The sequence below is a fragment of the Pseudanabaena sp. PCC 6802 genome (genome assembly GCF_000332175.1).
Classification (GTDB): Bacteria; Cyanobacteriota; Cyanobacteriia; order Pseudanabaenales; family Pseudanabaenaceae; genus PCC-6802.
Window position 1 is genome coordinate 401734 of record NZ_KB235914.1, and the last position, 11674, is coordinate 413407.

The window sequence follows — 11674 nt, forward strand, 5'->3', positions numbered from 1 at the left end:
TTGCGTCTTGCCTCCCCTTGTTTTTAATCTATATTTTGATTTTTGGCTAGAGTAGACCGAAACAAAAGTTTTGAGGGGGTAGAAGGGGTGAAACCCCCTTCTGGGAGCGCAACCCCCACGCCCCCAATGTATTTGTATTTAGTATTTCGGCACGCTGGGATCGATCTCCTGACTCCAGGCGTTAATACCACCTTTGACATTGATACCCTCAATCCCGGCTTGTTTGAGAATACTTAAAGCCTTAGCAGATCTACCACCCATCTTACAATGGACGATTAGCTTATGGCCGTTAAGCAAAGATCTGACCGTCTCAACTCCCTTGCCATTCTCAATCTCAGGTAATGGTACGAGGTGCGTACCTGGAATTCTCCCAATTTCCCACTCATTGGGATTGCGCACGTCAACGATCGCATATTCCCCAGTATTAGCATCAATGATTGCCTTCAACTCCCGTACGGTAATTTCAGGGATATCTTGTTGGGCTTGCGATTCGCTTGCCTTTGCCTGCGGGATGCCACAGAACTGCTCGTAGTCGATTAATTTCTCAATTACAGGTCGGACGGGATTCGGTCGGAGCTTTAGCTCGCGGAATGACATATTCAAGGCATCATAAAGTAGAAGTCGACCGCTTAAAGTCGTCCCTTTTCCCAGAACGATTTTAACCGTCTCAGTTGCCTGAATTACACCGATTACACCAGGCAAAATCCCCAATACTCCACCTTCGGCACAGGATGGCACCAGACCAGGAGGCGGTGGCTCTGGATAAAGATCGCGGTAGTTGGGCCCGCCCTCGTAGTTAAAGACAGTTGCCTGCCCCTCAAAGCGGAAAATCGAACCGTAGACGTTGGGCTTATTCAGCAAAACGCAGGCATCATTAACCAGGTAGCGGGTTGGGAAGTTGTCGGTACCATCTACGATGATGTCATAGGGTGCAAAAATCTCTAGGGCATTTGCGGAGCTAAGCCTTGTTTCATAGAGATCTACTTGGCAATGTGGATTGATCTCGTGAATGCGATCCTTAGCGGAGACAATTTTGGGTTTACCTACCCATGATGTGCCGTGAATGACCTGGCGTTGGAGATTAGAAGTATCGACGACATCAAAATCGACGATCCCAATGCGTCCGATGCCAGCCGCAGCTAGATATAACAACAAGGGAGAGCCTAACCCACCCGTACCCACACAAAGTACGCTGGCGGCTTTGAGTCGTTTCTGCCCTTCGAGACTAACTTCAGGCAGGATGAGATGGCGAGAGTAACGTTCGTATTCGTCCTGGTTAAGTTGAATAGAGTTAAGGTCGGGATTTAGCATGATTTAGCACGATCGAGTAATTACTGCTGATGCCTACGGTCTGTAACTTGGCTAACTTTTCTTAGGCTGAGTTTAACATTGTACAACTGCTAATTATAGCCAAGCGATCTATAGTGTAGTTGAGTGTAAAGTTATGAGCTAATTCGCTTCTAAACCCTATGGATACTCCTTACATTTATTACATCCCGATTTACCCGGATGATGATTGTAGTGAAACCTTGATGCATCTCTTTAGTGGAGAACCCGGTCTGGATACCAAAATTCTGGAATTGTTGCGCGATCTGGATCGGCGTGAGGAACGTGGTGAAGGAGTTGACTATATTCAAGAGTTTGAGGGCAAACTAGGTTTAAAACGCGTATCCGTGCGCCAACTACCCCGCGATCGCTCTCGATTTGTTCCCATTACGACCTGAATCTAACTGAAGTCTAAATTTTACCAAAGCGGCGATCGCGTTCCTGGTAAGCCATCAGGGCGCGATGAAATTCCACTCTATTGAACTCCGGCCACAGAATATCGGTGAAGTAAATCTCCGTGTAGGCAATCTGCCACAGTAAAAAATTACTCAGGCGCATTTCCCCGCTAGTACGAATTAGCAGGTCGGGATCGCGCACCCCAGCCGTGTAGAGATGATCGGCAAATAATTTTTCCGTAATTTCTTCTGGGTTTAACTGGTTGTGCCTCACCATATCCGCTAACTGGCGGCTGACTTTCACGATTTCGTGGCGACCGCCGTAGTTAATCGCCACTGTGAACTGAATGGCACGATTATCAGCGGTCTCGACCATAGAGCGGTGCATTTCTGCCTGTAGGGATTTGGGTAAAGGGTCGAGATCTCCCACAAAGCGAATCTTTACGCCCTCCAGGTGCATTTGTTCGAGTTCTTGCCGCAGCATCCGCTCGAACAAAACCATCAGAAAATCGACCTCTTCCGCCGGTCGCCCCCAGTTCTCCGTAGAAAAGGCGTAGGCAGTCAGAGACTCAATCCCCCAATCCTTGCAGCAGCGTAGCAAATCTTTGAGTGCATCGACCCCCTGTCGATGCCCTATGACGCGAGGTAGTCCTTGCCTTTTGGCCCAGCGACCGTTGCCGTCCATAATTACAGCTACATGCCTGGGTAGGCGTTGACGATCTAAATCGGCAGGTAGGGTTTGCAGTAGCTTAGCAGTCATTTCTTTAGTGACGATTTCCGTTTTAATATTTTCCCCAGTCCAACCCATTTCCATAACTTATCAAAACGGGGAACCGTTCCTACTAGAGTAGTCGGTGCCGGAGAGGCAAACTTTTCTTCAAGAATTTCGCGCAACCTGGCGCTTGTAATCGGACGATCTAAATTACCATTTTCGGCGATCGCAATCGAGCCTGTCTCCTCCGACACCACAATACAAAAACACGCTCTAATCCGGTCGGTAATCCCCATGGCAGCACGGTGCCTGGTACCGATCTCCCGCGAAGCAGCACGATCGGAAAGTGGCAAAATTACACCCGCTGCAATCACCCGATCTTCTCGCAGCCATACGGCTCCATCGTGCAGCAGAGTAGAAGTTTGAAAAATCGTTTGCAATAACTCCTTCGATAGCTCCGCATTAATGCGCACTCCAGGTACGGGGAAATCCCGCTCTTCGATTGGCTCGCTGGTTTCAACGATCAGCAGCGCCCCAGTGCGATTTTGGGAAAGTTCGACCACAGCCTCGACTAACTCATCGATGACACTAGGTGCAATTGTATAAGCGCGGCGACTGCGCACGGGACTCAGAAGTGATAAGACATCACCACGCCCTAACTGTTCCAGGAAGCGCCGCAATTCTGACTGAAAAATTACAGCCATTGCCAGTGCCGCCCCTACTAGCAATTTATCCAGGACAAAGCTAAGTAGCTGCAGTCCCAAACGGTTGCTTAAGATATTCACGATCAGCAAGATAATAAAGCCGCGCACCATTAACAGGGTACGGCGATCGCTGCTCAGCGCTAAGATCAAGTAGACCAATAGCAGCACGAATAGCGCGTCTACTATTAGCCATATTACAACTGAGTTGATGCTTAACCACGGCATCCATAGCCCTCTCAATTCATGGCGATTACCTAAAACTTTAACCTTGACGGCAAGCAATCCTGACGAATTAAGTCTTGGTAGGTTTCGCGTTTTAGGATTAAATTAGCTTCTCGATCCTGTACTAAGACAGCGGCAATTTTGGGCAATCGATTGTAATTAGAAGCCATACTGTAGTTGTAAGCGCCAGTAGCCGATACTACCAGTACGTCACCTGGCTCGGTTTGTGGCAGATAGATATCCTTCAACAGGATATCGCCCGATTCACAATGCTTGCCAGCTACAGTGACCAATAGATCGGCATTTGCAGTCATGCGATTTGCTACTACAGCTCGATACTGAGCCTGGTAGGTAATTGGTCTGGGATTGTCGGACATACCACCATCCACGCAGATGTAGGTACGCACGCCCGGCACGGTTTTACTGCTACCAATCGTGTATGCCGTAATGCAAGAGGTGCCAACTAGCGATCGCCCTGGTTCGCATAATAGCTTAGGCAAAGGCAATCCATGACTCTCAAAGGCTGCGGTCACGCCATCACAAACGGCTTGCACCCATGCCTCAATCGTTGGGGGATCGTCGGATTCAGTATAGCGGATTCCGAGACCGCCGCCGATATTTAATTCAGTCAGATGTAGGCCGTATTCGTTACGAGCAGATTTAAACCATTGCACCATTACCTGGCCGATGTCTTTGTGTGGTTGCAACTCAAAGATTTGCGAACCAATGTGCGCGTGCAAACCAATACAGTTGAGTTGAGATTTGGCGACGAACTCCAGGACGGCATCAATATCATTAGGATCGAAGCCAAACTTACTGTCGAGGTGCCCCGTGCGAATGTATTCGTGGGTATGGCATTCAATCCCAGGTGTAATTCGCAGCATTATCTGTGGAGGTATGCCAAAATCGGTAGCCAGGCGGTTGAGGGTGTGCAGTTCCCACCAGTTGTCCGCTACCACCGTGCAGCCAGCATTAAGCGCGTACTCTAGCTCGTCCAGCGATTTATTGTTACCGTGCAGGTAGAGCAATTCCGGCTTAACTCCAGCCTTTATAGCAGTATACAGTTCCCCCCCAGAAACGACATCGATCCCCAAGCCCTCAGAGGCCGCGATCGCGCAGATTGCCAAGCAATTCCAGGCTTTAGAGGCATACAACACCTGCGACGCTCCTTTGTAGTAATGCTTAAAGGCATCGCGGTATTGCTGGCAGGCAGTCCGCAGCGTCACTTCATCGACGATATAAAGAGGTGAACCGTATTGTTTTACTAATTCCACCACATCGCAGCCACCGATTTCCAGGCGATCGGCATCGTTAATTTTGGCTGTGAGGGGTAATAGTTGTTGATTTGGCGATCGCGTTTCTGTCAGAGTTGAAAGTGGTAGATTCGGTAAAACGGTAGTCATTAATAAATAGTTAGTAGGGTGGATAGGGCTATAGCTTTCAGCAGTCAGCTTTCAGCGGTTAGCTTTTTGAAGCTCCTGGTGTTTACTGACAAATTGCTATAAGACGTATTTCAAAAGCATCCTAAATTATTATGATCTATGAAGCTGTCCATTAGCTCAGGTTTACATGAATGCTATTCATGATAGAAGGTCATGAATTCATGTCTGCGATCGCCTTGGCATTACGCCGCCATCGAGCAGGTTTAATTCGCCGCAGTGCCGAACCTGTAAAATTGCGATCCCAGTCGCGATCGCTAAGTTCGGCCAATTCGCTTACTTGAGGCGCGAGGTTGTGGGGATAGGGTTGAAAATCTGCCACATCTGTTTCCTGGGCAAAGCGCTGGTTCCAGGGGCAAACATCCTGACAAATATCGCAGCCTGCTACCCAGTTATGCAAATTATGGCTAATGGTTGCAGGTAAAGTCTCCGCCTTATTTTCAATCGTGTGGTAAGCAATGCAGCGGTTGGCATCGACGACAAACGGCTGCGCGATCGCGCCCGTCGGGCAAGCTTCGATACAGCGCGTGCAGGTACCGCAATGTTGAGCGTGGGGGCGATCTGGCTCTAACTCCAGATTGGTGAGAATTTCACCGAGAAATACCCAGGAGCCATAGTCGCGGGTAATCAGGTTACCGTGTTTGCCAATCCAACCAATGCCAGCGCGTTCTGCCCATGTCTTTTCCGCGATCGGGCCGGTATCTACGTAAAAGCGGGTGCGAACTCCATCAGCCCGATCTTCTAACCACTGACTGAGAGCTTTCAACTTCTTACCCAAAACGCGATGGTAGTCTCGTCCCCAACCATAACGGGAGATTTTAGCCACATCAGGATCGTTGCTATGTTGATGGGGGGTGTAGTAGTTGAGGGCAAGGCAAACGAGCGATCGCACGTCGGGCATCACCTGAGTAATATCCTGCCGTTTGGGATTTTGCATCCAATCCATATCCGCGTGAAAACCGCGATCGAGCCACGCTTGCAGGCGACGATCTGCTTCGGTTAGTGCCGAATCTTGAATAGCCGCAGCGATACCGACACGATTAAAACCTAACTCGCGTGCCTTTTGTTTGATATCGATGGATGAGATGTTTGCGATTTTCAAAAATTATTTATTACCTTATTTTTTGCCAGGCGTAACGCAGAATCCTTATCTCCTTTAACCTGTAAGTACCTTTATACAAAAGCAGAGGCACAGTCCCGACCTGGCATGGTATGTTGTGACTTGCTATCGTCTATTATAGATAAAAGTATGCCTACTGCGAAACAGGCTCTTGCCTGCGTCAGAGTATGCCAGATGCTATCAAATGGGTATCAACTTATCCATGTATTCCGGTGCGATCGAAATACAAGAACAGTGTTTATTCTTGCTGGCATATTGGAGTTTCTCACTAATTCTTGGGGTTTTTAGAACCTGTTTGAAAAGTATTCAGAACGCCTTTGAGCCTCTGTGACAAGGCTATTGTAAGGTAAGAGGGTCTTCTCGTAGACCCTCATAATGACACGACTAGCATACGACACTGACCTCACCGATGCCCAGTGGGAAATTCTCAAACCCCTGATTCCTGAAGCTAAACCCGGCGGACGGCCTCGTACACTCGACATGCGAGAAGTCCTCAATGCCATTTTTTACCTGCTGGCCAATGGGATTAAATGGCGAGCGATGCCCCACGACTTACCCAACTGGCAAAGCGTTTACAGCTATTTTCGGGCTTGGGAAGCCGACAGCACCTGGGAGAGACTCAACAGCGTTTTACGCATCCAGCTCCGAGTGGCAGCGGGACGCAACGCTCAGCCGAGTGCAGGCAGTGTAGACAGTCAATCGGTCAAAACAGCCAGTGGGGGTGAGGAAATCGGATTTGATGGCGGCAAGAAGGTCAAAGGACGCAAACGCACTATCTTGGTCGATACGATGGGACTGCTGCTGGGGGTCTGTGTGCATAGTGCGGGACGTTCTGACCATGCCGGGATGATTTTAATCGCCACGTTTTGGGCTTGGTTGTGGCAATGCCTGCAAGTGATTTGGATAGACAGCACCTTTGCTGGCAAGGAATTTATGGCGAAGATTGCACAACAGTTTGGTTGGAAGTTAGAACATCTTAAGCGAACCGATGAGGAGTCTGGTTTTCAGGTCATTCCTAAGCGTTGGGTGGTGGAGCGGACTTACTCTTGGTTTGGACATTATCGGCGCTTAAGTAAAGACTATGAATTTTTGCCCACCACTAGCGAAATGATGCTGTTTGCAGCTATGGTACATTTGATGGTGCGCCGATTAGAGCCTAAAACTCATACTGATTAGGCTATCCTAAAACTTTTCAAACAGGTTCTTACAAGCGCTATTTACGCTTACGGAAAGATCGGAATTAATATTATTGATGTATGCGCTACTTTGCTGTTGAGTTTAGTATTTTCAGCATTTATATTAGCTGGCTCGGCAGGATATGTCGCAGGATATAATGCAATAGTGGGAGTTCAGAAAGAAATTTGCGTTCGCGGTAATGTTGTAAGTAAGTTTACTTCCGGCAATAGAGCAACATCGTATATTATTGAGATTAACGATGTAAGTGAGAATAGACTAATCAGAATTGGCATAGATCGAGATCGTTACGAGAGTTTACCAATTAATAGTTATTTTAAAGCTGAAATGTTCAAAGGCTCTTTAGGTCTCCTGTACTATAGAAAACCTGGAGGGCGCACTCCAATGGCTTGCTGACATTGTCTATCTAAATTGCGATCTTTCGAGTTGCAATTCTCTACATAAAACTTAGCAATTTTGCTTGGGATTATTATGCAAGTGCCATCCCAATATCTGCTTGGTGCACTCAATTTCATCAAAATTTTACTAGCTCATGTCAAAAAAAGGCTTACGAATTACGGGGGGATGCTTAATCGGATGTGCTCTATTAACGTATTGGATGTGGCATAACTCATTTAATCAAATTGCTCCTGTGGAGCAAGACTTTATTTTACAAAGGGGACAAACTGTATCACTGGCATTTACACCAGTTTTAGAAGAGGCTCCCTATACGGTTAGTTTAACTTTTGATAAAGCCCAAAAAACATCTCTTGATTGTTATACTGTTCAGTCATCCAATGTTGAATGGAAGATTCTTGTAATTAATACAGATTTTATACAGAGCGGCAATTTACATGGCCCAAAAGCATCATGTAATGACGATAGTGAAGTAGTAAGGATTAAATTTGAGATTCCAAATTTTATACTGAATTATCAACACTTGCTTATCCTATCTGTAGCTGATAGAGGACAACGCAAGATTAAACTGCAATCTCACGTTTCTATATCTCCTGGTGGTATTGGCGTGCATTATGTTTTTAATGACTTAGCTGCTAAGGAGATTGCCATGTGCGTGCTCTTAGCTTTTGGATTAGGGTGTTTCTTTCCAGATATGTGGAATTTTGCATTTAGCAGGCAAACTCAAAAGTTCTAGCGTATAAAGTTAAGTGCTGTGATGGGTATAGCGATCGCCTCCGCCAAGCAAGCTCGCGCAAAACAAAAGTAGTTCAAAGCGATCGCAGTCATGTCATACCGCGATCGCCCGTATATGTAGTGATTGGGTAAGAGTTAGCTGCGATCGCTCAGGTTAAAATGTAAAAGTAACGGATGATAATGAGGGCGATCGGACTCTATGTTGCTGCAAGAACTTAAAGAACAGGCTTTTAAGCTATCACCCAGCGATCGCCTTGCGCTAATGGGTGCGATTATTGAGTCTCTACAAGGTACATTAATTACCCAGCCTGATTTTAGACAAAGCGATCGCTCTAAAGCAATTCGACGAATGCGAGGGTTGCTAAAAACTGACCGACCCGCACCGACAGATCGAGAAGTGAATGCAATGTTAGAAGAACGACGTAGGGAAAAGTATTTTTAGTGAGAGTTTTAATTGATACTAATATCATCTTGGATTTCCTGTTGCAGCGAGAGCAATTCCTAAAAGATGCAGAATCCCTGTTTCAAGCAATTGACTCTGGTCAAGTTGTTGGATATGCTACAGCTACAACGCTCACTGATATTTTTTACATTGCTCGAAGACACACTAGCAGCATTGAGCAAGCGCGACAAGCAGTTTCAGAGACACTGACAGTTATGGAAATTTGCCCAGTGAGTAGAGCAGTTTTGGAATCAGCTTTCATCTCTAATATAGCTGATTTTGAAGATGCTATTCAAATTGCTTGTGCTGTAGCACAGGGACTAGATGCGATTTTGACCCGCGATGCTCAAGGCTTTGCAAACTCATCCGTTCCTGTGCTATCAATTCAAGAGCTTTTAAAGCGATTGGGAACGCAGGATAGCAAATAGCCACCTGAGAGTCAAAATAGCGATCGCCTCCGCCAAGCAAGCTCGCGCAAAACAAAAGTAGTTCAAAGCGATCGCAGTCATGTCATACGGCGATCGCCCGTGCGATCGGTTATTGGGTGAGAGTTAACAGCGATCGCCTCCGCTTGTCCAAATGCTTTCTACAAAAGATTAAGAAATTTGTCTATATCCACACGGGCTTGTTTTAAAATATGAGCTAGAGTCGAACGTTTAACAGATCGGTGAGATGGAATAGTTAACTTAATAGTCTGTTCAGGTAGTTCTTTCTCTAATCGAATGTGACTGCCTCGCTGGCGAACTGCTACCCACCCATCTCGTTCTAGAGCAGCTATAATTTGCGTATAGGAGGTTGTTTGAGAATGTAAGAAAGCTCTCGTAATTATAATCTGAGTAATACAAAACCGTAGAATTACGAGAGTTATAACGACCAAATAGTCAAAATAGTCAATCTACGATTAATATGCAGGATGCAATCCATTTTTACACAAGATTTTATGAGCGTAGTCCTAGAGCAGCAAGATCTTCAACTCAATCGATCCTATGATGCCTATTTCCTGGTCGTGCATGGCAGTCAGGATCTGCATTCCTGGTTGGTTCTGCAAGAACTGATCGAGTGTGCCAATGCCATAGGCGATGTTGTAGTTGGGGGTGGATGCCTGGAAGGACAACCAAGTTCACTATCCCAGCAAATTCAGGATTTTTGTGCAGAAATATGCGAAGAAATATACGAGCAAGGCGATACAGAAGATATTAATGTAGCAGTTGTGCCATTGTTCCTCTTGTCTGGCGTGCATGTCATGGCAGATCTTCCATCTGAGGTGGCGATCGCTCGGCAAAAATTGATTGGCTCCTTCGCTCATTTAGATAGACAAATTACCCTGGAGATCGTGCCCCATTTAGGTACTCATCCAGACATCCCCGCTTTGCTCAAATCTATATTTGAGATGGAAACTTCATCTCTCAAAGAACAGTTCGAGCATACAAACATTGGATTAATTCTGCTATCTCATGGTAGCCGCCGACCTGAAGCCGTTCAAAGTATTGAAAATTTAGCGAGTCAATTGGGCGCGATCGCTGCTCATTGGACTGGCACACCCACCTTAGACGCGCAAATCGAGCAATCGATCGCGCAAGGGAGAGATAGCATTGTTGTCATGCCTTATTTCCTGTTTGCAGGAGAAATTATGAACGCGATCGCCAAACAAATATCTCTCTATGCCGATCGCATTCCCATTTATATCGCTCCTATCCCATTCTCCCCTGCTCAGATTGCCGACATGGCGATCGATTTAGTCAATTAGCCTATTGAGTTTGGTGTTTTAGGTGCAAAAATTGAGTTTTATGGCGCTTTAGGCGTGAAAGGGGTATACTTCCCACCTAGACCTTCTACAATAGTGCGTGTATTGGCAATTAGCATACCTGCATAGGTTTCTGCCTCGCTGCCCTTTTCACCCAAGCCATCAGCATATAGCTCTCGCTCTGACACCTTAACTTTCGCTTCTTTCGCAACCGTCTCGATCAGTTTGGGATTGATCGTTACTTCGGCAAAAATGGTGGGAACTTTGGCATCTGTAATTACTTTTACCAACTCTTTAACTCTTGTTGGAGTGGGTTGTTCTTCTGTACTGATGCCTCCTAATGCTCCTTCTACTGGGATATTATAGGCTTTGGAGTAGTAGCCTAGGGCATCGTGCGTTGTAACTAGCTTGCGGGATGTGGGAGGGATAGTCTCAACTTGAGATTTAATCCACGCATCAATTTGTTGGAGTTCATTTGTAATTCTAGTTGTATTTTGCTTGTAGGTATTAGCTTGTTCGGGTTGGAGCGCGCTCAACTTCTCGCTGATAACCTCAGCGATCGCAATTCCATTTTTGGCATCATTCCAGACATGGGGATCGGCAACCTTTTGGCCGCGATCTTCAAATTCTAGCGTTTTAGTTACGGCTAGCTCGTTTACGGCAATTTTAGGGGCGGGATTGGATGTTGAGCTAATTAGCTTAATTAGGCTTGGCTCAAAATCGTAGCCGCCGTAGAGAATTAGCTTTGATGTTTCAATTGCCTTGCGATCCTCGGGTGTAGGCTGGTAAACATGGGGATCCGACCCTGGGGAAATCAAGCATTTAAGAGCTATGGTGTCGGCGGCAATTTGCTGGGTGAGGCCGCAAAGCACGGAGTTAGTTGCCACAACCTGAGCGCGATTGGCTGGCGGTGTAGTTTGTGCCACAGGCGAACTGACAGGAGTCGTTTGAGTCGTTGTGGTTGTAGTCTGTGTTGTGGGACTGCAACTGACCAGGCTTACTGTAACTGCCAGCAGTGCGGTTCCTTTGGTAATGCCTTTGCTGATGGGAAGGCGATCGCTAAGTTGTTTAAATAATGTTCGCGCCATTGTATGCTTAGTTTCTGAAATATTTTGAAAACGATTATCATTATTATATAACTGAAGTCAAGCAGCCATAAAACACTCCTGCCGTGTTATAGCCTTTTTCAATTGAGAACAGATTTTATTGACGTGGTGAAAGGGTGGAACCCCTTCAAACCCCCTG

14 protein-coding genes are annotated in these 11674 nt (G+C 46.4%); 7 read left to right on the forward strand and 7 right to left on the reverse strand.

Translation table 11 applies throughout. The features are described 5' to 3' along the window. Window positions 1-138 precede the first annotated feature (138 nt). Entirely contained in the window at window positions 139-1311 is a 1173-nt protein-coding gene (moeB, locus tag PSE6802_RS0107215) for a molybdopterin-synthase adenylyltransferase MoeB (RefSeq protein ID WP_019499383.1), read from the reverse strand. 158 nt (window positions 1312-1469) lie between these two features. On the opposite strand from moeB, the gene PSE6802_RS0107220 reads away from it, so the two are divergent. Continuing rightward, entirely contained in the window at window positions 1470-1724 is a 255-nt protein-coding gene (locus PSE6802_RS0107220; protein ID WP_019499384.1) for a hypothetical protein, read from the forward strand. 13 nt (window positions 1725-1737) lie between these two features. Here the strand turns inward: PSE6802_RS0107220 and PSE6802_RS0107225 are convergent, their stop codons facing one another. The 4 genes from PSE6802_RS0107225 to queG form a co-directional block, all read right to left on the reverse strand. Next, window positions 1738-2481 carry an isoprenyl transferase gene (locus tag PSE6802_RS0107225; RefSeq protein WP_019499385.1) on the reverse strand — a complete coding sequence of 248 codons (744 nt, stop codon included), beginning with the start codon at window positions 2479-2481 and terminating at the stop codon, window positions 1738-1740. Then, window positions 2478-3362: a diadenylate cyclase CdaA gene (gene cdaA, locus PSE6802_RS0107230; protein WP_019499386.1), complete on the reverse strand. Its 885-nt coding sequence runs from the start codon at window positions 3360-3362 to the stop codon at window positions 2478-2480. The genes PSE6802_RS0107225 and cdaA overlap by 4 nt, the downstream gene beginning before the upstream one ends. 29 nt (window positions 3363-3391) lie before the next feature. Next, window positions 3392-4762 carry a diaminopimelate decarboxylase gene (lysA, locus tag PSE6802_RS0107235; RefSeq protein ID WP_019499387.1) on the reverse strand — a complete coding sequence of 457 codons (1371 nt, stop codon included), beginning with the start codon at window positions 4760-4762 and terminating at the stop codon, window positions 3392-3394. 190 nt (window positions 4763-4952) lie between these two features. Continuing rightward, the gene (gene queG, locus PSE6802_RS0107240; RefSeq protein ID WP_019499388.1) at window positions 4953-5900 is read right to left on the reverse strand and encodes a tRNA epoxyqueuosine(34) reductase QueG; all 948 of its coding nucleotides are present in this window, start codon (window positions 5898-5900) and stop codon (window positions 4953-4955) included. 147 nt (window positions 5901-6047) lie between these two features. Between queG and PSE6802_RS35775 the strand changes: the two genes are divergently transcribed. The 5 genes from PSE6802_RS35775 to PSE6802_RS0107270 all read left to right on the forward strand — a co-directional run bounded on the left by PSE6802_RS35775 (window position 6048) and on the right by PSE6802_RS0107270 (window position 9113). Then, complete coding sequence (locus PSE6802_RS35775; RefSeq protein ID WP_412973432.1) at window positions 6048-6206, forward strand: DUF6888 family protein; 159 nt, start codon at window positions 6048-6050, stop codon at window positions 6204-6206. 87 nt (window positions 6207-6293) lie between these two features. Next, window positions 6294-7094: an IS5 family transposase gene (locus PSE6802_RS0107245; RefSeq protein ID WP_019499024.1), complete on the forward strand. Its 801-nt coding sequence runs from the start codon at window positions 6294-6296 to the stop codon at window positions 7092-7094. Window positions 7095-7644: 550 nt separating this feature from the next. Further along, window positions 7645-8244, forward strand: coding sequence for a hypothetical protein (locus tag PSE6802_RS0107260; protein ID WP_156815452.1), 600 nt, complete (start codon window positions 7645-7647; stop codon window positions 8242-8244). 198 nt (window positions 8245-8442) lie between these two features. Beyond that, a complete protein-coding gene (locus PSE6802_RS0107265; protein WP_019499392.1) occupies window positions 8443-8685 on the forward strand; it encodes a hypothetical protein in 243 nt (80 codons plus the stop codon). Beyond that, window positions 8685-9113 (forward strand): PIN domain-containing protein, encoded by a 429-nt coding sequence (locus PSE6802_RS0107270; RefSeq protein ID WP_019499393.1) that lies wholly within the window; start codon window positions 8685-8687, stop codon window positions 9111-9113. The genes PSE6802_RS0107265 and PSE6802_RS0107270 overlap by 1 nt, the downstream gene beginning before the upstream one ends. A gap of 158 nt (window positions 9114-9271) precedes the next feature. Here PSE6802_RS0107270 and PSE6802_RS31770 read toward each other — a convergent pair whose 3' ends face one another. Next, on the reverse strand, window positions 9272-9562 hold the full coding sequence (locus PSE6802_RS31770; protein WP_263970321.1) for a type II toxin-antitoxin system HicA family toxin: 291 nt from the start codon (window positions 9560-9562) through the stop codon (window positions 9272-9274). A 63-nt stretch (window positions 9563-9625) separates the two neighbouring features. On the opposite strand from PSE6802_RS31770, the gene PSE6802_RS0107275 reads away from it, so the two are divergent. Continuing rightward, window positions 9626-10432: a sirohydrochlorin chelatase gene (locus tag PSE6802_RS0107275; protein ID WP_162139213.1), complete on the forward strand. Its 807-nt coding sequence runs from the start codon at window positions 9626-9628 to the stop codon at window positions 10430-10432. A gap of 38 nt (window positions 10433-10470) precedes the next feature. Here the strand turns inward: PSE6802_RS0107275 and PSE6802_RS0107280 are convergent, their stop codons facing one another. Continuing rightward, window positions 10471-11517: a metal ABC transporter solute-binding protein, Zn/Mn family gene (locus tag PSE6802_RS0107280; protein ID WP_019499395.1), complete on the reverse strand. Its 1047-nt coding sequence runs from the start codon at window positions 11515-11517 to the stop codon at window positions 10471-10473. Window positions 11518-11674 lie beyond the last annotated feature (157 nt).

Excerpts from the sequence above, each read along its gene's own strand:
- PSE6802_RS0107260 (WP_156815452.1), top strand. The coding sequence starts at position 7,645 with ATGTCAAAAAAAGGCTTACGAATTACGGGGGGATGCTTAATCGGATGT.
- PSE6802_RS0107265 (WP_019499392.1), top strand. The coding sequence starts at position 8,443 with ATGTTGCTGCAAGAACTTAAAGAACAGGCTTTTAAGCTATCACCCAGC.
- PSE6802_RS35775 (WP_412973432.1), top strand. The coding sequence starts at position 6,048 with ATGCCTACTGCGAAACAGGCTCTTGCCTGCGTCAGAGTATGCCAGATG.
- moeB (WP_019499383.1), bottom strand. The coding sequence starts at position 1,311 with ATGCTAAATCCCGACCTTAACTCTATTCAACTTAACCAGGACGAATAC.
- PSE6802_RS0107225 (WP_019499385.1), bottom strand. The coding sequence starts at position 2,481 with ATGACTGCTAAGCTACTGCAAACCCTACCTGCCGATTTAGATCGTCAA.
- cdaA (WP_019499386.1), bottom strand. The coding sequence starts at position 3,362 with ATGCCGTGGTTAAGCATCAACTCAGTTGTAATATGGCTAATAGTAGAC.
- PSE6802_RS0107280 (WP_019499395.1), bottom strand. The coding sequence starts at position 11,517 with ATGGCGCGAACATTATTTAAACAACTTAGCGATCGCCTTCCCATCAGC.
- lysA (WP_019499387.1), bottom strand. The coding sequence starts at position 4,762 with ATGACTACCGTTTTACCGAATCTACCACTTTCAACTCTGACAGAAACG.
- PSE6802_RS0107220 (WP_019499384.1), top strand. The coding sequence starts at position 1,470 with ATGGATACTCCTTACATTTATTACATCCCGATTTACCCGGATGATGAT.
- PSE6802_RS0107275 (WP_162139213.1), top strand. The coding sequence starts at position 9,626 with ATGAGCGTAGTCCTAGAGCAGCAAGATCTTCAACTCAATCGATCCTAT.
- PSE6802_RS0107245 (WP_019499024.1), top strand. The coding sequence starts at position 6,294 with ATGACACGACTAGCATACGACACTGACCTCACCGATGCCCAGTGGGAA.